Genomic DNA, 21,408 nt, shown 5'->3' on the forward strand with positions numbered 1-21,408 from the left:
AGATAACTTTTTAAATAACTTTAAAAAACGCTTCGGATATCCGAAGCGTTTTTTATTTTTATATTATGACGACTTTCATATCTGATGTTTTAAAAGATTTAAAAAAAAGCTACCCAAATTTTTCCTATTTAACCTTTGTTTTACCCAGTAAGCGTGCTGGTTTATTCTTAAAACATCAATTGCCCCAAGTTCTAGGTCAAACCGCATTCGCACCCATAATCTTAAGCATTGAAGAGTTTGTTGAAGAGCTATCTCAACTAAAAAGTATTTCGAATACAGAATTGCTCTTTGAGTTTTATAATTCATATTTAGCGTTAACTAAAAAATCAAACGTCGATTCTTTTGAGACATTTTCAAAATGGGCACAAATTTTACTTCAAGACTTCAATGAAATCGACCGCTATCTTATTCCTCAGGAAAAGATTTTTAATTACATAAGTGCTATTCAAGATTTAAAACATTGGTCGTTAGAAGACAACAAAACTGATTTTGTTAAAAACTACCTTGCTTTTTGGGGCAAAATCCACACATACTACCAGCACTTTACAGAAAATCTTTTTAATAAAAATATTGGTTATCAGGGATTAATTTATAGGGAAGCCGTTGAAAACCTCGAATCCTATATGCAAACCAATGAGGGAAAGCAACATGTTTTTTTGGGCTTTAATGCGTTAAACACAGCCGAAGAAACCATAATACAAGAACTACTTCAAAACGGTTTAGCTAAAATATTTTGGGATATTGATAAAGTGTTTTTTGAAAACACAAATCATGGCACTGCCTTATTTACCCGACAACATAAAACCAACTGGAAATATTTTAAAAACCACCCTTTCAATTGGGCAACAGATAATTATTCCAAAGAAAAAAATATTTCAATATTCGGCGTGCCGAAAAATATAGGGCAAGCCAAATACATAGGTTCGATTTTAAGCGATCTACAAAAACAAAACAACACGCTTGAAAATACCGCCGTTGTTTTAGGCGATGAAAACCTTTTGGTTCCTGTGTTGAATTCCATCCCTTCAACTGTTGGCTCATTGAATATTACCATGGGATTCCCATTAAAATCTATTCCGCTCGCATCGCTTTTTGAATCTTTGTTTCACCTGCATAAAGCGTCATCAAATACCTTTTACTATAAAGATGTTGTTAAAATCATTTCGCATCAGTTTATAAAACCATTATTCAACATAGAAAATACCGATTATGCCTCACTTATCAATGAAATCATTGAGACCAATAACCTAGTGTATTTAACCAAGGATAAGCTTGAGGAAATAACAAATAAATCCGTCAACATCATTGATTTATTGTTTTCACCCTGGCAAAAATCCATTGAAACCGCTTTACAGAATTGCTCCAAACTCATTTTAGCTATTAAAAGTTATTTGGATGAAAACAAGACAGCGAACCTCCTTTCATTGGAATATTTATACCGTTTTAATGTTTTATTTACTGAAATCTCTAGATTAAACGCTGAACATGGGCACATTAAAGATGTCAACACATTATACAGTATTTATGGAGAAGTTTTAAACACAGAAACCTTGGATTTTCAAGGGGAGCCACTTCAGGGCCTGCAAGTTATGGGTATGTTGGAATCTAGGGTTTTGGATTTTGAAACCATTATCATTTCCTCGGTTAATGAAGGAATTCTTCCTTCCGGAAAAACCAATAATTCATTTATTCCCTTTGATGTAAAGTTGGAAAACAATCTGCCAACCTATAAAGAAAAAGACGCCGTTTACACTTATCATTTTTACCGACTTTTACAGCGCGCCAAAAACATTTACATACTCTACAATACTGAGGCCGATGTATTAAACGGTGGTGAGAAAAGCAGATTTATTACACAAATGGAACTGGAAGGTATACACCAGATCAACCATCAAATTATTGCGCCTAAAGTCCCTGTTATTAACGCTTCAGAAAATGTTATAAAGAAGACCCCTGATTTGCAAAAGCAATTGATACAACTGGCATACGAGGGCTTTTCACCTTCATCATTAACAAGCTATTTTCGGAATCCCATTGATTTCTACTATCAAAAAATATTAAGAATTAGGGAGCATAACGATGTGGAGGAAACGGTTGCCGCCAACACCTTGGGTACAGTAATTCACAATACATTGGAAGATTTTTACAAACCATTGATAGGGCATGTTTTAACCGTTGAAATCATCAATAATTTAAAATCAAAAAATGATGACACGGTACATCAACATTTTAAAAATGAATATAAGCAAGGTGATATTTCAACTGGAAAAAATTTAATCATTTTTGAGATTGCCAAACGCTATGTTTCTAATTTTCTTGATTTAGAAATAAAATCCATCAAGGAAGGAAATAAGATAAAAATTCTCGTCATCGAAGCAAAGAATGAAGTTGAGATAAACATACCCGAACTTGGTTTTCCTGTAAAATTGACCGGGAAGGTTGACAGAGTCGACACTTGCAACGGCATCACCAGAATAATTGATTACAAAACGGGTAGCGTGCAACCCAGCCAAGTTGAAATTGTAGATTGGGAAGATATTACCACCGATTATAAAAAATACAGTAAAAGTTTTCAGGTGCTTGCTTATGCCTACATGATGCAAAAATCCCAAAATTTAAAATTACCTGTTGAAGCCGGCATCATTTCCTTTAAGAATTTGAGCTCCGGATTTTTGAAGTTCTCAAAAAAGGAATCCTCCCACAGCAGAAATAAAGACTCTTTAATAACCCTGGAAACCTTAACTGCTTTTGAAACCGAATTAAAAAAACTCATCATTGAAATTTGTAATCCGAATATTGATTTCGTTGAAAAGGAAGTATAAAAAATGACCATAATAAAGAACATAATTCTAAACGGAAAGTACGACAAGCCCATATTAACTGATATTTTTTATACCAAAAACAATAGTGAAAAACCAATCGTCATTTTTTGTCATGGCTATAAAGGTTTTAAGGATTGGGGTACGTGGGATTTAATGGCAGAGGCCTTTGCCAAAGCTGGGTTCTTTTTTATAAAATTCAACTTCTCGCATAACGGTGGTACAATTAAGCAACCTATAGATTTTCCAGATTTAGTGGCCTTTGGCAATAACAACTATACCATGGAACTTGATGATTTAGAAATTGTAATTGATTGGATTTATCATAGTTCTGAATTTAAAAATGAAGCAGATAACAGTGAAATCAGTTTAATTGGTCATAGCAGGGGTGGTGGTATTGTTACCATTAAGGCAGAGGAGAATAATCGAATAAATAAAGTAGTGAGTCTTGCAGGAGTTTCAGATTACGGCAATAGAGATCCAATAGCAGGCAATACCGAACAATGGAAAAAGGATGGTGTTAAATATGGTATAAATGGAAGAACCAAGCAGCAAATGCCTCATTATTATCAGTTTTATGAAGATTTTATAGCCAACGAAGAACGCCTTACTATAAAACGGGCCGTTTCAAACTTAAAAATTCCTTATTTGATAATTCATGGTAATGCCGACACAAGTGTTTTGATTGACGAGGCAAAGAATCTTCATAGCTGGAACCCAAACAGTAAATTAGAAATCATTAAAGATGCCAACCATGTTTTTGGCGCTTCACATCCTTGGGAACAAAATAAACTGCCTGAACATTTAAAAAAAGTTATAGAATTATCCCTTTCATTTTTAGAATAATAACCTTTTCTTTATGAATAAGAAAATCCACAAAAAATGGAAGTCGAGGCCTCAAGTTTTTCAGTATTAAATCGGGAAAAGAAGCTTAGAAAGTTACAGTCCGAAACGTTTGATATTGCCATTATAGGTGGTGGCATTACAGGTGCCGGCATAGCACTTGATGCAGCTTCAAGAGGTTTTAAAGTATGTTTGGTTGAAAAAAACGATTTCGCTTCTGGTACGAGTAATAAATCGACCAAACTTATTCATGGCGGACTTCGATATCTGAAACAATTTGAGATTGGTTTAGTGAGAGAAACAGGTACCGAACGAGCCATTCTGCACAAACTGGCTCCGCATTTGGTAGTTCCTGAAAAAATGCTGCTCCCTTTGATTAAGGATGGCACATACGGCAAAATTATGACCTCAATTGGGCTGAAGGTCTACGATTTTTTGGCAGATGTTGAAGGTGACGATAAACGCGTCATGCTAGATAAAGAGGAAACCTTAGAAAAGGAGCCTTTATTGGATGAATCTTTGGTTTTAGGTGGTAGTTTGTATGCTGAATACCGAACTGACGATGCCCGATTGGTTATAGAAAACTTGAAAAAAGCAGTGTCTTTTGGGGCGACCATTGTTAATTATGTTGAAATGACATCTTTTAACTATAATGCCAACTCCAAAATTGAAAGCCTTAATTGTACCGACTGCAACACGGGAAATGCCTTTAAAACAAAAGCCAAACATTATGTGTCTGCAACAGGGCCTTGGGTAGATTTATTACGCACAAAAGACCATTCCTTAAACAACAAACATTTGCACCTTACCAAAGGCGTTCATATTGTTTTACCATTTAAAAAATTAAGGATTAAACAAGCCGTTTATTTTGATGTAGCTGACGGAAGGATGATTTTTGCGATTCCCCGAGGCCGCGTTACTTATGTGGGTACCACAGACACCAACTATTTTGGAAATTTAGAGCATGTAGTTGCCACAAAAAATGATGCCCAATATTTGTTGAACGGAGTCAATAAAATGTTCCCAAAAGCTAACCTTTCAATGGAAGATATTGAATCGAACTGGGCTGGATTGAGGTCCTTGATTCATCAAGAAGGTAAAGACCCTTCTGAATTATCAAGAAAGGATGAAATCTTCATTTCTAAAAGCGGTTTAATTTCCATTGCTGGAGGAAAGTTAACAGGCTATAGAAAAATGGCCCAACGGGCGGTTGAAGCCGTTCTGAACTCTATGGAAAAATCGGATAAGGAAAAATTTGAAACTTCAGAAACTGGTCATATTCCATTGGTTAGTCCACCGCTTAACTCATCAAAGGAAGTTAGCGAATATCAAAGTGCCTTGAAAGATAGGCTTTCTAAAATTGGTGTTTCAGACTCTTATGAAGCTTGGTATTTGTGTTCCAACTACGGGAAACAGGCTGATACCATCATAAAAAAGTCTGAAGATTTTAAAAATACGGATTCCATGGAACGCCTCATTAGGGGCGAACTTTGGTTTGGCATAAACTACGAAATGGTGAATAGTTTAACCGATTTCTTTGTAAGAAGAACTGGGCGTTTGTTTTTTGATGTTAAAAGCGTTAAAAAGTATGCTAATCTTATTTCAGTTGATATGGCATCCTATCTCAGTTGGGATAAAGAAAGAACATTAAGTGAAAATAAAAAATTAAATCTGCTTTTAAAAGATGCCACAACTTTTTACACGGAGGAATTTCAATAGCCCTAGAATTTTTGGTGACAACTTCACTTAATTATGTATTATCCACTTTTTAATCTAATGCCGTATCTTTACAATAAAGAACTAAATTAAACAGGCTAAGATTATGAAAAATTATTTGATGTTAACTGTACTTACTTTTTGTTGGGGTAATAACACCATATTTTCCCAAACCATATACTCGGTCAACACCCAGCAAATTGAACATCAAATAGACATTAACGTTTACGGCCAGTTTTTGGAGCATATCTATAACTCTGCTAACAATGGTTTGTGGGGCGATTTGGTTTGGAACAGAAGCTTTGAAAGAACAGGTTCAAGTGGCGAGTGGAGCATTGAAGGAAATGAAATTATACAAACTTCATTAAGTGATAATGTCCGTTTACTCTTTGGAGAGACTTCTTGGCGAGATTATGAAATCACACTTCAAGCTAAAAAAACAGGCGGTAATGAAGGTTTTCTTATTATGTTCAGAGCCAATGGAGACAATTTTTATTGGCTGAATATTGGTGGTTGGGGAAACACCCAACACGCCATTGAAAAAGGAACTGCTGGTGGGGGAAGATGGGGCGTTTTAAATGGATTGGTTAGTCCTGGAAGCATCGCATCAAACATTTGGTACGATATAAGAATACGCTGCGAAGGAAATCATTTTCAGATATGGTTTGATGGAAATCTCCTTTTTGATTTTGTAGATAACAGCGCCCATTTAAGTGGCCAACTTGGAATTGGTACATGGGTTACAACCACTGCTTTTAGAAACATTGTAGTAACCGAAATACCTAGCTATACAACGCTTTACAACCAATTGCCCGTGATAGGGGAATCTGAATTTTCAAATTGGGAAAAGTCAGGAAATGCCCAAATATACAGAAGTGAAGATGCCCTAAACAGTGATTTTTCGCTTCAATTGGCTAATACCGAAAACTCAGCAGCCTACATACAACAACAAAATTTCAATATTACACCGCAACTCTATTCTGGTTCGTTTTGGGCAAAAGGCAATCCGGGAACGGCATTGTCAATTTCACTCCACGCAGGAACTTCCATTTTGGGTCAGGCTGTTTACGCAATTTCTGGAAGCGTTTGGGAAGAATTCAACTTTGAATTCAACCCGATAGCTACGACCACTAATGGCATATTGAGGATAAGCACGCCCAATTCTGGTGAAGTATTAATCGACCAAGTAAGCATGATGGGTCAAGATGCTATGGACAACCATGGGTTTCGGCCAGATTTGTTTCAAGCCGTTGATGAACTTCAAGCACCAATTATCCGATGGCCTGGAGGCTGTTACGTATCGGCTTATTTCTGGAAGGATTGTATTGGAGCACAAGAAGACAGAGTGGCATATCCTATTGAATTGTGGAACGACATAGATGTTAACTCCTACGGAACAGACGAATTCATGCAAATGTGTGAAATGACGGGCGCAGAGCCCCTAATTGTTGTAAATACCGGTGTGCTTGATAGAACATGCGGTGCCCCAATTACAAAAAAGATTACGCCTGCCCAATATTTGCAGGATGCCCTAGATTGGATGGATTATTGCAATGGCGATGTTTCAACAACTTGGGGGGCGGAAAGGGCTACCAACGGACATCCAGAGCCGTACAATGTAACCTACTGGGAAATTGACAATGAAACCTGGAGTGCCGGCATTAATGCATACGTAGACAAGGTTAAAACATTTGCCCCGGCCATGCGGGCAAAATACCCTAATATTAAAATTATTGCCTGTGGAAGCGGGGGCTTCGATCAAAACTGGAACCAAACTTTGCTAAATGAGTGTGCACATTTAATTGATTATATAAGCACCCACCATTATGAAAATGAAAACAACTTTAAAACTGGAGTGGCCGATTATGAAGCTTTTGTGGTGGATTTATCAAACCGAATAAACAATTGCTCAAACCCAAATATAGAGATTTACATGTCTGAATGGAACCTATGGGGACCCATTGATTGGCGCATTGGTCTTTATGCCGGTGGCATGCTAAACATGTTTGAACGACAAGGCGAAAAATTTACTTTGGGCGGCCCTGCATTATGGCTCAGACATTCATCTGCAGATGCTTGGAACAATGCCTTTATCAATTTCAATAATTCCGATTGGTTTCCTGCCCCAAACTATGTGGTGATGAAGTTGTGGCGCGAGCATTATGCCCCAAATTACCTAACAACCAACGGTTCCAATAACGAATTGGATGCTGTTTCAACACTTTCTGAAGATGGCAATACGCTGTATTTTAAAGTTGTGAATACCTCATCAAGCAACATCAGCGTAACGCTGAACATAGACAACACGTTCGTGCCCGAAACAGCCGATGTAAAAGTAGTTGCTTCACCTTCCATTTATGACCAAAATACCTTTGCGGAACCTAACAAAATTGGCGTTTCTGATGGTGTTACCTCCATAAACGCACAAAGTGTTTCGTTCAATTCTACGGCTTATTCCGCCAGTGTAGTTACAGTAAAAAAAAACACTTCACTGAGCGTAAATGATGTAAAAATTAATCAACCTGTTGGTTTGTTTCAAAATGTGCCAAACCCATTTTCGGGGACAACCAAAATTGTATTACAGTTAAACAAAAGCACAGAAGCCAAACTTCAGGTTATGGATTTAACCGGAAGAGTCATTAAAGTACTTACCGATGGTTATTTAATTGCTGGAACACATGAAATAGAATGGGCGGGAAACTCAAACACAAGAATATATTTTTGTGAGTTGATTACCCCCGAACAGAAATCGATTATTAAAATGATTTCTTATTAATAAAATAGTGAAACGCAATTGCGTTTATATAAATGTTGGAAGCAATTAAAGAAAACCTATTTATGAATAGAAAATTGAGATATGCAATATTATCATTTATGACAATTGGTGCGTTAGTTTTAAGTTGTAAACAAGAAAAAGACAATTCCGAGGTATCTGAGAATGTTCCTGCCGAAACCAAGGTAACAGAACAGAATCCAGATGAAGAAAAAATAAAAACGACTATCAACGAATTGTTGTTCAATGCTGGAAATTATAATGTTTTGGTATTGGATTCGATGATGTCTGATAAAGCAATGCTTGGAATAAGCAGTTTAAAAGGTGGGACTTGGTCTAATTCAGAAATAGCAATTAATGATTTCTTTGAAAGTGTAGAAAAGGGAGAACGTAGTCCTTACTGTGAAATACCTAATAACTATGACATAATAATTACAGAGGGTCAGTTAGCTTTAGCAAGAGCTGATTGCATTCTATATAGATGGGGAATTCCTCAAACACGAGAAGTAAATCATTTTACATTCATCAAAGAAAATGGGAATTGGAAAATACTCAATATATCTTGGACTAAAGAGGAGCTTTCTAAAGAAAAAAAGAATTATGATTTGGAAATCTTTGCTCGTGGATATGCACAAGCTTGGTGTAGTCAAAGACCAAATTTTGTGTCTTCCTTTTTTGCAGAAGATGGTGAATTAACAGTCAATAATGGAAAACCAGCGAAAGGAACATTAGCAATTTCTAATGTAGCCAAAGGGTTCATGGACGCTTTTCCTGATATAATTGTTTCACTTGATAGTCTGACAACTAGTTCAGATAAAACCCAATTTTATTGGACACTTACTGGAACAAATAATGGACTCAATGGAACTGGAAACAAGGTTAAAATTAGCGGATTTGAAGAATGGACTTTGAACATTGATGGGCTAATCCAAGAATCAAAAGGCTATTTTGATGAAAAGGATTATAAACGACAACTTGAATTTGAAACGAATAAATAAAAACTGATGCCAAAAATGAGAAAACTTGTCATGTGGAATATCATAACCCTTGACGGATATTTTGAGGGAAACCAAAATTGGGATTTACCTTTTCACAATGTTGTTTGGGGCGAAGAACTTGAAAAACTGAGTGTTGAGCAATTACATGCTGCAGACTATCTTGTTTTTGGTCGTGTTACCTATGAAGGCATGGCTGCTTATTGGATCAATGAAAAAGGGGAAATTGCCGATTTGATGAACAGCATACCAAAAATTGTTATCTCGAAAACGTTGAAATCTGCTGAATGGAACAACACAACACTAATTAGTGAAAACGCCTCTGCCGAAATAAAGAAACTAAAAGAAGAAGATGGAAAAGACCTGTATGTTTTTGGTAGTGCCAACCTTTCTGAAACTTTTGTAAACGACAATCTATTTGACGAATACCGTATTGGCGTTGCACCAGTTATTTTGGGCAGTGGCCGCCCACTTTTCAAAACAGGTATTGCTTCCCAAAATTTATCCCTAGTTTCAACACGGCCGCTAAAAACAGGTGGCGTTGTGCTTAAATATTCAAAGTAATATTAAAGACAAATAGAATTTCGGAAATGAATATTTACAAAAATCCTTTCTTTAAAAAACCTACTGCAGGTAAACCGTCATTAAAAAAAAAGACAATTTTTTGATGCAAAACTTTGAAAACAAAATTGAATCATTTAAAAATACGTGATTCAGATAAAAACACCCCAAACTGTTTATTTTATAATGGTTTATTTCATATCTTTTTCTACCAAAGTTAATACCTGAGCCCTGAAATATTGAATCGAATCCCTATCTTAAACTTCTGGCCTTAATGAATGTATTCAATATTTATACAAGAATTCTTTTAGCTTCAGTTTTTATTTTAGGCTCCTTTTTTGTTGTTCCTTATGTAACCTATGATAATTCGATTAATAGATGGTTACCAGAGGAATCGAATTCCATAAAATCCTATAAAACCTTTCTTGAAGATTTCAATTCAGATGCCATGCTCATAGTGTCACTTGAAACTGAAAATAACAGTGCCACACGTAAAAAAATTGCACCGTATATAAAAAAAATAAGGGAAATTGACTACGTGCTGAATGTTGTTTCATGGCCCTCAAAAGATGTGCAGCATAAAACAAATAGATTTTCAAATCAAACGGTTTACCTCATCCATTTTGAACCTAAATCGCATCTCAATCCAAATAGACCAGAATTAATAGATACCATCCACAATATTTTTCAGGAATTAAAAATTCCTTATCATTTGGCCGGAACGGGGGTTATATTTAAAGAAATCAATGCCCAAACCAGTAATAATTCTGGTCACTATCTCATCATTGGTTTGGCTCTTTTAATGCTAACTACAATAATCATCATTCGGTCTTCTTTGGCAACCATTCAAACTTTGGTTTTGGCGCTTTCTGCGGTCTCTTCAATAATTTATGCAGCCGCACTGTTTAAAATCTCCATAAGTATCGCGCACACTATAATACCTGTTATTATTTTATTTTACAGCACATCCATTTCCATGCACATCCTTTCCCATGGCGGAGACTTTCGCAAAGTTATAAGTCCAAGTATTTGGGTTATAATAACTACTGCCATAGGGTTTACTTCATTTATTTTTAGTTCAATTCCTTTATTGCAAGACTTTGCCATATTGGGCTTGATAGGCCTCATTGCTGTTTTTCTTTTTGCCTTGTTAATTTTTTACCCAAAAGCCTATAGCTATAACTTGAACCCTTATTTCTTTAAAATTGAAAATTTTAAACTGCTTCCGTTTTCAAAGGCCTTGCTGTTGTTTATTTTTATTCTTGCGGTATCAGTGCCCGGTATGAGCAAACTAAAGTCGGAAATACACAGCCTGTCTGTTCTATCCAAAAATAGCAGTGCCTATAAAGACCATGCTTTCATAGAGTCGACCGTTGGCCCATATTTCCCTATGGAATTTACCGTTGATGCATCTAAGATTGAAAGAATTTCAATTGTTAAATGGATTCATGAGGTTTATGATATTGAGGAAGTTGGCGCTTTAATCTCTTATCATCGGTTATCTCCTTTTATCAATAAAAAACTTGCTGGGTATCAGTCAAAATCCAATAACAACATTTACCGCATTACATTCTTAATCCCTTTAATTTCAACAAATCAAGGTATAGAACTCGTTAATAAAATTAATCAGATTTCCGATAAACATTTTACAAACGAAAAACCTAAACTAACTGGTTATATTACTTTATACACGCAAGTAGCGGCCGACTTACTTAATGCATTTAAAAATAGTTTAGTTTGGGCATTTATTCTTATTTTCATTGTTATGATGATTTATCTGAAAAATTGGAAGTTAGTTTTAATTGTTATGCTTGTTAATGTTTTTCCCATAGTAACCATGTTGGGGCTTATGGGCTCTTTGGGCATAAATTTAGACATGGTAACAATTCCAATAGGGTGTTTGCTCTTAAGCATTGTTGTTGACGACACCATCCATTACCTATATTGGTATAAAAAAACAGGCGAATTAAAAGAAGCATTACATAAATCTGGCATAGGAATTATTTTAACCACCACGGTAATATGTTTGGGCTTTGGTGTTTTAATGATTTCTGAAGTACCTCCAATAAGATACTTCGGTTTTTTAAGTGTTTTTGCTTTAATAATAGCTCTAATAAGTGATTTAATACTCATGCCTGCTTTCATTAAAAAAATTTTGAAAACTGGTGTAAAACAATTGGTCAATGAAGATTGAAAATGACATAAAGTTTGATTTTACCTTTTCTGGCGGGCATTTAACCAATGACACGGGTTTTAATACCATAAGTGAATTATTGTTTGCTGAAAGCCCAGAGAGAAATAAAGACTCCGAAATTATAATCAGTCATATAAACGAGGAACTAAAAGTCGTTACACTATCTCAGCTTCGGAAAATTGTTAGCAGGTTATTCATAAAGTTTAACGAACAAAATATAAAACCGGGAGATGCGGTATTCTTGGCTAATCTTGAAACCAATAGCGAATTATTTACATCCATCCTTTTTTTGGCTCTTTGCAGTTATGGGGTTAAGGTGTTTTTACCCATGTATATTGATAAGGATGATTTAGTGAAATGGCATAAAGAGGTAGGTTTTGATTCAATAATTTTACCTGAAGTAGAAATCTCTACACTTCAACATCGAAACAGATACAAAGAGAATATTGACTACATAAAAACCTTCTCCACAAATAAAGGTATTAAAACGTTTGATACATTCTTAGATTTTCAAATAGATCATTTAGTAAAAGACATACCAGAAAAACTAAGTGCTGAAGAAAGAACCTTTGTTAACGACATTATAAGCAAAGTATCTCCAACATATACCACTTTAATGATTACTACATCGGGTACAACGGGCGCTTCCAAAATTGTTTGTTATAATCATAGTTCATTTTTAAAAAACATCTCAGCTTGGAGGGCTGCAGGTTTATTCAATAAAAATAAATTAGGCGGACGAGGGTATACGCCTTTGTTTACACACACAATGGGCATTAGGACTTTTTTAAACGGCTTGTTTTTGGGTCAACCAACATTGCTGATTAATACAGATTGGTTTACAGAGCATCCGGAGGTGGTACAATATTTTTTTAGAGAAGCTAAACCTCAGCACATAACGGGTGGACCAGGAGTTTTTAATATTCTTCTTGAAATGTCCCGGATATTTCCTGCTCTTAAATCTTCTTTGCGAAAACATCTCAAGGTAATTGTATCCAGCGGTTCTTCAGTTGACATGGACATCATAAAAAAAATGGAGGAAACTTTTGATGTTGAAGTTCATAATGCATTCGGCACCACAGAAACACAACAGGTTATGACGACTTTAATAGGCGATGTTGATTCGAAATTCCTTGGTGGTATATTTCCGGGTGTATCTATTGGATTAAAAAAAATAGGAAGTCAATCCGATTATCAGCTGTTCATAAAATCCGATTATGGAGCCGAAAAAACACTCAATGGCCAAGTCAAAGAAAATGAAAACGAATTTATATATCTAGGCGACACCGTAACCGTTGAAGACGGCCAAATATTATATTGTAAACGGGAGATCCAAGATTATTTTAATGACGAGTTTGGCGTAAAAATATCTTTAAATAAACTAGGCAAGCACTATAAATTCCTAAATGACCATTTTTTCTCGATTCGGTTTTATCCGCTTAAATTCACCCCAGGACTCGGGGTAATACTGTTTACAGATGATGACCATGGTTTGTCCCAAGGCAATCAAAAAAAGGAAAAAATTAAGGCTATTGCGCAACTCATTAATAAAATCAATCATCAATTATTTGAACGATTAGAACCCTTAGAATTCCAACACAATACCGTTAAAAGATTTGCTTTTGCTGGTGCCAAAAAATTAAAGAACAAAAAGGGCTTAATTTCAGAAAATAAAATACAAAAAGAACTTAAACCGCTAATTGAGCAACTAACAAACGATAACGTTTCCCGCACTGGAATTTATGAAACTAAACCCGTTTATGAATTAGAGAGTGTTTATACGAGATATCACAATCCATATTTAGGAAAATTGATGAAGGCCTTAAAAATGGATGTTTCATACGTAAAAGGCAAGAAAGACTACCTTTATCCAGATAAAAAACTCAATGGTAAAAAAGTCTTAGATTTAGTAGGCGGATATGGCACCAACTTACTTGGGCATCATCAAAAGGAATTGGTCAATCATGCCATCAATTTTCTAAAATCAGAAAAAATCCCATTGTCTGACCAACTCAGTGAACAGAAGCATCCAGCAAAATTAGCAGCAAAACTTAATGAAATTTTATCGCGCTATACAGAAAAAAGCTTCTTTACCCTATTTGGTTCAACAGGCTCAGAAGTTGTTGAAATGGCATTGCATCATGCCTATATGGAATGGACAGATAAATTAAAAAAACTAGAACAAAAACAGCTGATGGCGTTTGGTCACGATTCAAATTTAAAGGTGAAAGAAATCTGGGAGGCCAACAATAAATGCATTGCAAGTGCTCCATTGGCAGTAGTTGCAAATTGCAATGCCTTCCATGGGAATTCATCTGGCGCAAGGTCCCTGATTGGCGAGTTGGAACGTAGAAAAAAGTTTATGGGATTGTTTGCCTTAAACCCAATTTTTATTGATGACACCAATGAAAATCACAAAATTGACATTGAAAATGGCATTAAAAAATTTACAATTCCCATAAAAGTTTTAAAATATCAAAATGACGAAGTAACGATTGAAACTATCGATTACCCTTGCGTGATTGCCGCAATTATAGAGCCTGTTATTGGTGAAGGCGGTATTCGTCAAGTAAATCCAGAATTTTCAAAAACACTATCCAGTTACAACTTCCCTTTAATAATTGACGAGATTCAATCTGGACTTGGCAGAACAGGGAGCTTTTTGGCAAGTGAAGGCATTGTTGGAGACTATTACCTTTTTTCTAAAGCTTTGGGTGGCAATATGGCAAAAATCAGTTCAATTTCAATAGATAAAGAACGTTATCTGGGAAAATTGGGAAAATTATACGTTTCTACATTTTCGGGGGGAGCCATGGCGTGTAGCATAGCTTTGGAAAACCTAAAACTATTGGAAAAATATAATGTTAGCTCTGTGGCCGCAGAAAAAGGAAATCAACTATTACAAAGTTTGCAGTTAATTCAAGAAAAACACCCAAGTGTATTTGATTCAGTTTCAGGAAAAGGATTAATGGTAGGTATTAAATTAGCCAAGTTTCAAGAATCTGTTTTTCTGCGCGTCCTTCAAGAAAGAAAGGTTCTCGGCTATCTGTTTTCATCATATTTACTGAACAAATTCAACATTAGAATCCTGCCGACTATTTCTGCTCCTAATGTGCTGCGTATAGAGCCCTCTATTCAAATTGGCAAAAAAGACATCCAACAAATTTGCTCAGGATTGGAAGCGTTGGCCGTTTTAATAGAAAGCAATGATTTTTATGGATTAGTGCGTCATTTAATGAACGGCGACCTATACTCAGACAAAGAGAAAAAGCCAAATCTAGGAACTCTGAATGGCAGCTATGAACCTCCTGAAAAAAATGCTATTCAAGTTGCATTTATTGGTCATTTTGCCTATCCCGTTGAGGAATTAAAAATGTTGGACAAATCCCTAAACGAAGCTTCCAATACAGGATTATTGCAACTGTTTGGCAAATTTGAGACCGTAATGGAAATGGAGCCTTTTATAATGAGTGGCAAAAATTTATATGATGGAAAGGTTCACCTCACAACAATAATACTGCCTTTAGATTCTTCCTCAATGGAAAAATTGCACCGAACCGACCAAAGAAAAAAAGTAATCAAAAAAATCCAGAAAGCCATCAACTTAGCGGCTGGCAAAGGTGCCCGTTTTATAAGTTTGGGTGGTTATAACTCCATACTTACAACCAATGGCAAAACAATATATGAACCAAAGGGTGCACGTGTTTTAACGGGAAATACTTTAACAGCGGTTGTTGGCTATCAAAATTTTAAAACCAGTATTTTTAAATTTTTAAATTCCACTAACAACATCACCGTAGGTATTGTTGGCTCTACAGGAAATATTGGTCAAGTGCTAACGCTTAAATTGTGCCAAGACCCTTCCTTAAAATTATCTCAACTTATTTTGGTTGGGAAAAATTTGAACAGACTGGAAAAATTGGTGAGTAAGCTTTCCTTACATGACATCAATCCTAATTTAGATGTGGTATTAAGTACAAACCTTAAAGACTTAAAAGTGTGTGATGCAGTTTTAACTGCCGTAAATACCAACGATCCCATATTACATACCAATCATATTGATTCTCAGAAACCTGTTATTATTTCAGATGTCTCTGTTCCTTCTGCTATATCACCGGAGCTCATTGAGCAATCAAATGTTTATGTTCAAAATTTTAGTGCATCTGTAAAACTTCAAATGGACCCCGATTATTTGGTCACATCGTGTTCGCCAAAAGGCACCTCTTTATGCTGTGTGGCGGAGTCCATTTTAAATGCATTTGAAGAAGCTCCCATCAATTTGTTGGGCAATATTTCATACGAAGGATTTCAAATCATTGAAGACTTGGCAAAAAAACACAACTTTATCACTGACACGGATATTGTAAAAAGCTTTAAAACCTATTAGACTGATGGCCTATTTGTACGACTTTGGAATTTCTCAAGATGACCCTCAAGTGGAACAAAAAGCCCTGAATCTAGAAAACAGCAATTTGCTTTGTATTGCTAGTGCCGGAGAAGTTCCTTTATCAATTTTAGCACAGTATAATACCAAAATTACGGCTGTAGATATTTCAATTAATCAAATTAGGTTATGCAAGCTTAAATTGATTGCCGCTCTGAATCTAAAATCTAAAGAGGCCCCAGAATTTTTAGGGTTTAAAAAAACTGACAAGTACACCAGAATAAAATATTTCGATGAATTGGTTCCGCATATGTCTGAAGAGGACCTTACTTTTTGGAACCAGCATAAAAAAAGTATTGCCAAAGGTGTTATTGGCTGTTCAAGATTTGAAAAATATATCTCATTCTTCTGTAGTTGCCTAAGGTTTTTTATCGGAAAGGATAAAATTCTGGGTTATTTTGATTTAGATTCCATTGAAGAACAAAAGCATTATTTTAAAACACACCTTGAAAAAAAACTCATTAAAAAATTGTTCCATATAGCCTTTTCTCCACGGTTTTATAAAAACAGAGGATTAGATGAACAAGCATTAATACACCATGAGGGAAAGATTGCAGATAAATTTTACTCTAAGTTCCAAGATTTCTTCATTGCAACACCATGCAGAAAAAACTTTTATCTACAATACTATCTTTTAGGAGAAGTAAAATTTGAAGAGGCATATCCTGCCTACTTGCAGGACCATCTTCATGAAAACCTCATAAAACACCAAGGTAATATTACGTTTAAAGTAAAGTCTGTTTCAGAAGAAATTATGGAGCATGAGGAATTACATTTTAAAAATTATGCCCTTTCAAATATTTGTGATTGGATGGAAGAAAAAGAAATGAACAATCTAATTGATGTTATTTATAAAAAGTCGAAGGTTAAACCAACTGTATTTTTAAGATACATCCATAAAAACCCCATTAACGAGAACCTTAATAAGGCCATAATTCCCAATGAAGGGTTTGGTGACCAAACAACAAATGTAGACAGATTCCCTTTCTATTCAACAATACAATTTAGAACAAGTTAATTTGCGTTAATGGTCAGTATAAAAAAACTTGATGAATCGTATAACCAACGCATGCTAGAAATACTTTCTTCAACGCCAATGAAGACTGGTCTTATAGAATTGTATTTTGATATGAGCCCAGACCTATTTCGCTCCAACAAATTCTGGTCAAATCAATTCTCATATTATGGCATTTTTGTTGATGACGTGTTAGTTGGTTTTGGTAAACATGTAGAGTTTAAGGGTTTGATAAACAACAAATTTGAAAATGTTTCATATTTTGGAAACTTTTGTCTTCACAAGGACTTTAGAGGCAAAGGGCTATTTAAACAATTGTGTGAATACTTATTTGATAAGGCTTTAAACGACAGCGATATTGGGTTCTGTGCCGTGCTAAAAGGCAACACGGCAGTTGAAAAGTATTTCAAGGATAATACTTTTAGGTTTAGTCGACACCTCTCAACTATTCATTTTGCCGAACTTGAAACTAGGTCTTTATTGATTACTAAGAGAAAGAAAATTGCCTGTGAGTATAAAGTCATTCGTGGTAATCCCGACAATGAAGCGCAAATCGTTGATTTTCTGAAAAATGGATTTAAAGAAAGAACGCTTGCACCAAAATTAAGTAAAACACTGTTTGAAAAAAAGCTAACTCCTGCCAGCGGACTCAGCATTCAAGACTATCTTATAGTTTATAAAGAAGAAAAAATTGTTGGTGTTTGTGCTGCATGGGACATTAAAAATTTCAAACGGACGAGGGTGCTGAAATATAAAAATCAATACAAAATAGTTTACCACGTGTTCAACGTGATTTGTAAAATTTTAAGGTATCCGAAAATGCCAAAACCCGGACATGATTTAAAAGAGGTTTACGTAACAGATTTAATGATGGCAGATAACGAGTCAAAGGTTTTTAGTACTATTCTCTCGGTAATTAATAATGAGTTCAAAAACAAAGGATATAATCTTATTCATTTTTCAACCTATAAAAACAACCCCTTGCTAAAGGGATGCAAGCCGTTTTATTCTGTACCGGTATATTCTAACATTTATGCTTTTAGTAAAAATATTGAAGCTTTAAATGAGTTAGAAAGAACCAAAAATGAAGCTAAACCCTATCTTGACCTAGCTTTAATTTGAGAATTTATGATTAATAAAAAAAGACCTCCAATTTCTTGGAAGTCCTTCTGCAATTAAGTGGAGAAGATCGGGCTCGAACCGACGACCTCTTGACTGCCAGTCAAGCGCTCTAGCCAACTGAGCTACATCCCCAATTTATTTCTATTTTAATCCTCGTAAAACCAACACGGGAATAGAGCTTGAAAAATCTTTTTTCAAAATTACATTCTTTTCCCATTTTTTGGTAAAAAATCCTCTTTTTCTTCTCACCACACACAACATATCTGGGCCAACAGACTTATGATGCTCCAAAACACCTTGAAATGTAGTAGCATTTTCAGTTTTTATGGTGTTGTCCGCAAGAGATTTAATTTCAGGCTTTAATTTAAAATCACCATCATTATAAAAGGGTGTTTTTACCAATAATAAATTTACTGTAGCCTTAAAATGGTTTTTTATCGAAACCAAAGGTTCTAGCGCATTTTTCTTTTTTATTATAGCCGACTTCACCGCAAAAAGTATATTGCTGAACGGCTTAAATGTGTACCCTTCAGGAACTATTAGTGCGGGTATTTGGGTTTGTTTTATAATTTTACCTGAAGTTTCCCCCAAAAAAACCTCTTCTTTTATTGAGTTTGTTCTAGGCTCAACTAATACCAAATCTACATCGGCCGCTTTACAAGCCAACTCTAAAGTATCAATTAACTTACCTTTTAAAACCTTAACCGTAACATCAACATTTCTTGTGTTGATTTGCGACACCAAATTATTTAAAAACTCCAAGCTTTCCCTTTGGATGATGTCATCTACATTAATCATTGTTCCAGCTTTGGTGTACACATTATAAACCTGTACCACAAAAAGCTTAGCCCCAACGGACTCAGCAAAATCTACAGCATACTGCAAATGACTGAGCGCATTTTTTGACGAACCTACCGGAACTAAAATATTCTTCATGTTGATTTAAAGGTAAATTACAATAACTTTGACGCAAAAGTATAACATTTTAATGATTCGCAAAGCCACAAATTTAGATATTGATGCTATTCTTGAGATAACGAAGTCTTGTTTGGCTTTTATGGTGGAACAACACATCTTTCAATGGAACGAACATTATCCAAATAAAAATGCTTTTTTAAATGATTTAGAGCGTGACGAACTCTTTGTTATCGAGGAAAATAGTGAGCTTATTGGGTGTATCACCATTTCCACTTTTATGGACGATGTTTACAAACCTGTATTATGGTTAACACCAAATAATAAAAATATTTACATTCATCGTTTGGCAATCCACCCAAAACATCAGGGAATGGGTCATGCACAACAACTCATGACATTTGCCGAAACTTATGCCGCGGACAACGGGTTTAAATCTGTTAGGTTGGATACCTTTTCAAAAAATCCAAGAAACATGAAATTTTATGAGCGCCGTGGCTATAAACCCTTGGAACCCATTTATTTTCCAAACCAAAGTGAACATCCTTTTTACTGCTATGAATTGCCCTTATGAAGCCCATAATGGGATTGGGCATGTAATGGTTATCTCCAACCGATATGTAAAGGACAGAAAAAGAAGCCATTGCAAAAATCCAGATAAATGAAAATAGATATTAGTTTAAAACATATCAACAAATTGGCTATTCCTGCATTGATTTCTGGTGTGTCTGAACCTATATTATCGCTCACCGATGCTGCAATAATTGGAAATATTGAAATTAATGCCACCGAATCGTTGGCTGCTGTGGGTATTGTTTCTACTTTTTTGTCTATGCTAATTTGGGTACTCGGACAAACCAGAAGTGCCATTTCATCTATAGTATCACAATATGTTGGTGCCAATAAATTAGAACAGGTAAAAAACCTTCCAGCTCAAGCCATACTTATAATTACCTCCCTGAGCATCTTAATTATCCTAAGTACTTACCCCTTTGCAAAAAGTATCTTTAAATTATACAATGCCTCAAACTTAATTTTGGACTATACGGTTATCTACTATAAAATTAGGGTGCTTGGTTTTCCTTTTACCTTATTTACCATAGCAGTTTTTGGAGCTTTTAGAGGGCTTCAAAACACGTACTATCCTATGATAATTGCGATAATTGGAGCTGTTTCAAACATTTTACTGGACATTGTTTTGGTTTATGGCATTGAAGGCTATATTCCTGCAATGCATATTGAAGGCGCTGCCTATGCAAGTGTTGCAGCCCAAATTTTAATGGCCTTGCTTTCGGCTTACTTTTTACTCAAAAAAACGGTTATTCCCTTGAAAATCAGTTTTCCTTTCAACAAGGAAATCAATCGATTTATTTTAATGATTCTGAACTTGTTTGTCCGCACCATTGCATTAAACGTTACGCTATATTATGCCAGTGCCTTTGCAACAAGTTACGGGGCATCTTATATAGCGGCTTACACCATTTCTATTAACCTTTGGTTTTTAGGGGCCTTTATTGTTGATGGTTACGCCAGTGCTGGAAATATTTTGTCTGGTAAACTTTTCGGCGCACAAACTTATGTTGCGCTTCTTGAGCTAAGCAATAAACTTATAAAATACGGAATTATTATTGGAGTGGTTTTAGGTGTTGTTGGGGCAGTTTTTTATTATCCCATTGGGCGCGTGTTTACGAAAGAAACCGAAGTGCTGAAAGAATTTTATAATATCTTTTGGATTATACTTGCCATGCAACCCTTTTGTACATTGGCCTTTATTTTTGATGGTATTTTTAAAGGTCTTGGGAAAATGAAATATCTAAGAAACGTATTGCTATTTTCAACCTTTTTGGTGTTCATTCCCATCCTGTTTTTGTTGGACCATTTAGACTATAAATTACATGCCATTTTTATAGCCATGACTTTTTGGATTATAGCCAGGGGTATTCCATTAATTATAAAATTCAGGAAAATATTTATACCTCTGTCGCAAAACAACTAACTTTGCATATTAGCA

General features: G+C 35.3%; 13 protein-coding genes and 1 tRNA gene. 12 read left to right on the forward strand and 2 right to left on the reverse strand.

Features of this window, described 5'->3' with window-relative positions; genetic code table 11:
* Positions 1–65: 65 nt before the first annotated feature.
* From ACB104_RS05475 to ACB104_RS05520, 10 genes are all read left to right on the forward strand, one after another.
* The gene (locus ACB104_RS05475) at positions 66–2,822 is read left to right on the forward strand and encodes a PD-(D/E)XK nuclease family protein (protein ID WP_370477276.1); all 2,757 of its coding nucleotides are present in this window, start codon (positions 66–68) and stop codon (positions 2,820–2,822) included.
* A 3-nt stretch (positions 2,823–2,825) separates the two neighbouring features.
* The gene (locus ACB104_RS05480) at positions 2,826–3,665 is read left to right on the forward strand and encodes an alpha/beta hydrolase family protein (protein ID WP_370477277.1); all 840 of its coding nucleotides are present in this window, start codon (positions 2,826–2,828) and stop codon (positions 3,663–3,665) included.
* Between the two features lie 36 nt (positions 3,666–3,701).
* Complete coding sequence (locus ACB104_RS05485) at positions 3,702–5,381, forward strand: glycerol-3-phosphate dehydrogenase/oxidase (protein WP_370477278.1); 1,680 nt, start codon at positions 3,702–3,704, stop codon at positions 5,379–5,381.
* A 103-nt stretch (positions 5,382–5,484) separates the two neighbouring features.
* On the forward strand, positions 5,485–8,154 hold the full coding sequence (locus ACB104_RS05490; RefSeq protein ID WP_370477279.1) for an alpha-L-arabinofuranosidase family protein: 2,670 nt from the start codon (positions 5,485–5,487) through the stop codon (positions 8,152–8,154).
* 62 nt (positions 8,155–8,216) lie between these two features.
* Complete coding sequence (locus ACB104_RS05495) at positions 8,217–9,149, forward strand: ester cyclase (RefSeq protein ID WP_370477280.1); 933 nt, start codon at positions 8,217–8,219, stop codon at positions 9,147–9,149.
* A gap of 15 nt (positions 9,150–9,164) precedes the next feature.
* The gene (locus tag ACB104_RS05500) at positions 9,165–9,710 is read left to right on the forward strand and encodes a dihydrofolate reductase family protein (RefSeq protein WP_370477281.1); all 546 of its coding nucleotides are present in this window, start codon (positions 9,165–9,167) and stop codon (positions 9,708–9,710) included.
* A gap of 271 nt (positions 9,711–9,981) precedes the next feature.
* Positions 9,982–11,901, forward strand: coding sequence for an efflux RND transporter permease subunit (locus tag ACB104_RS05505; protein ID WP_370477282.1), 1,920 nt, complete (start codon positions 9,982–9,984; stop codon positions 11,899–11,901).
* Entirely contained in the window at positions 11,891–16,288 is a 4,398-nt protein-coding gene (locus tag ACB104_RS05510) for an aminotransferase class III-fold pyridoxal phosphate-dependent enzyme (RefSeq protein ID WP_370477283.1), read from the forward strand. The genes ACB104_RS05505 and ACB104_RS05510 overlap by 11 nt, the downstream gene beginning before the upstream one ends.
* A 4-nt stretch (positions 16,289–16,292) precedes the next feature.
* Positions 16,293–17,363, forward strand: a complete 1,071-nt coding sequence (locus ACB104_RS05515; protein ID WP_370477284.1) for a DUF3419 family protein — start codon at positions 16,293–16,295, stop codon at positions 17,361–17,363.
* A 9-nt stretch (positions 17,364–17,372) separates the two neighbouring features.
* Positions 17,373–18,482: a GNAT family N-acetyltransferase gene (locus tag ACB104_RS05520; RefSeq protein ID WP_370477285.1), complete on the forward strand. Its 1,110-nt coding sequence runs from the start codon at positions 17,373–17,375 to the stop codon at positions 18,480–18,482.
* Between the two features lie 58 nt (positions 18,483–18,540).
* On the opposite strand, the gene ACB104_RS05525 is transcribed toward ACB104_RS05520, so the two are convergent.
* A tRNA-Ala gene (locus ACB104_RS05525) sits at positions 18,541–18,614 on the reverse strand.
* Positions 18,615–18,623: 9 nt separating this feature from the next.
* Positions 18,624–19,418 (reverse strand): universal stress protein, encoded by a 795-nt coding sequence (locus tag ACB104_RS05530; RefSeq protein ID WP_370477286.1) that lies wholly within the window; start codon positions 19,416–19,418, stop codon positions 18,624–18,626.
* A gap of 52 nt (positions 19,419–19,470) precedes the next feature.
* Here ACB104_RS05530 and ACB104_RS05535 point away from each other — a divergent pair, with 52 nt between their 5' ends.
* Together ACB104_RS05535 and ACB104_RS05540 are read left to right on the forward strand one after the other, a co-directional pair.
* On the forward strand, positions 19,471–19,971 hold the full coding sequence (locus tag ACB104_RS05535; RefSeq protein WP_370477287.1) for a GNAT family N-acetyltransferase: 501 nt from the start codon (positions 19,471–19,473) through the stop codon (positions 19,969–19,971).
* An 87-nt stretch (positions 19,972–20,058) separates the two neighbouring features.
* Positions 20,059–21,393 (forward strand): MATE family efflux transporter, encoded by a 1,335-nt coding sequence (locus ACB104_RS05540; RefSeq protein WP_370477288.1) that lies wholly within the window; start codon positions 20,059–20,061, stop codon positions 21,391–21,393.
* Positions 21,394–21,408 lie beyond the last annotated feature (15 nt).

The sequence above is a fragment of the Tamlana flava genome, assembly GCF_041287255.1.
GTDB lineage: Bacteria > Bacteroidota > Bacteroidia > Flavobacteriales > Flavobacteriaceae > Tamlana > Tamlana flava.

What these genes read in the sequence shown, in the direction of transcription:
- ACB104_RS05475 (WP_370477276.1), top strand. Translation starts at nt 66, where the DNA reads ATGACGACTTTCATATCTGATGTTTTAAAAGATTTAAAAAAAAGCTAC.
- ACB104_RS05480 (WP_370477277.1), top strand. Translation starts at nt 2,826, where the DNA reads ATGACCATAATAAAGAACATAATTCTAAACGGAAAGTACGACAAGCCC.
- ACB104_RS05485 (WP_370477278.1), top strand. Translation starts at nt 3,702, where the DNA reads ATGGAAGTCGAGGCCTCAAGTTTTTCAGTATTAAATCGGGAAAAGAAG.
- ACB104_RS05490 (WP_370477279.1), top strand. Translation starts at nt 5,485, where the DNA reads ATGAAAAATTATTTGATGTTAACTGTACTTACTTTTTGTTGGGGTAAT.
- ACB104_RS05495 (WP_370477280.1), top strand. Translation starts at nt 8,217, where the DNA reads ATGAATAGAAAATTGAGATATGCAATATTATCATTTATGACAATTGGT.
- ACB104_RS05500 (WP_370477281.1), top strand. Translation starts at nt 9,165, where the DNA reads ATGAGAAAACTTGTCATGTGGAATATCATAACCCTTGACGGATATTTT.
- ACB104_RS05505 (WP_370477282.1), top strand. Translation starts at nt 9,982, where the DNA reads ATGAATGTATTCAATATTTATACAAGAATTCTTTTAGCTTCAGTTTTT.
- ACB104_RS05510 (WP_370477283.1), top strand. Translation starts at nt 11,891, where the DNA reads ATGAAGATTGAAAATGACATAAAGTTTGATTTTACCTTTTCTGGCGGG.
- ACB104_RS05515 (WP_370477284.1), top strand. Translation starts at nt 16,293, where the DNA reads ATGGCCTATTTGTACGACTTTGGAATTTCTCAAGATGACCCTCAAGTG.
- ACB104_RS05520 (WP_370477285.1), top strand. Translation starts at nt 17,373, where the DNA reads ATGGTCAGTATAAAAAAACTTGATGAATCGTATAACCAACGCATGCTA.
- ACB104_RS05530 (WP_370477286.1), bottom strand. Translation starts at nt 19,418, where the DNA reads ATGAAGAATATTTTAGTTCCGGTAGGTTCGTCAAAAAATGCGCTCAGT.
- ACB104_RS05535 (WP_370477287.1), top strand. Translation starts at nt 19,471, where the DNA reads ATGATTCGCAAAGCCACAAATTTAGATATTGATGCTATTCTTGAGATA.
- ACB104_RS05540 (WP_370477288.1), top strand. Translation starts at nt 20,059, where the DNA reads ATGAAAATAGATATTAGTTTAAAACATATCAACAAATTGGCTATTCCT.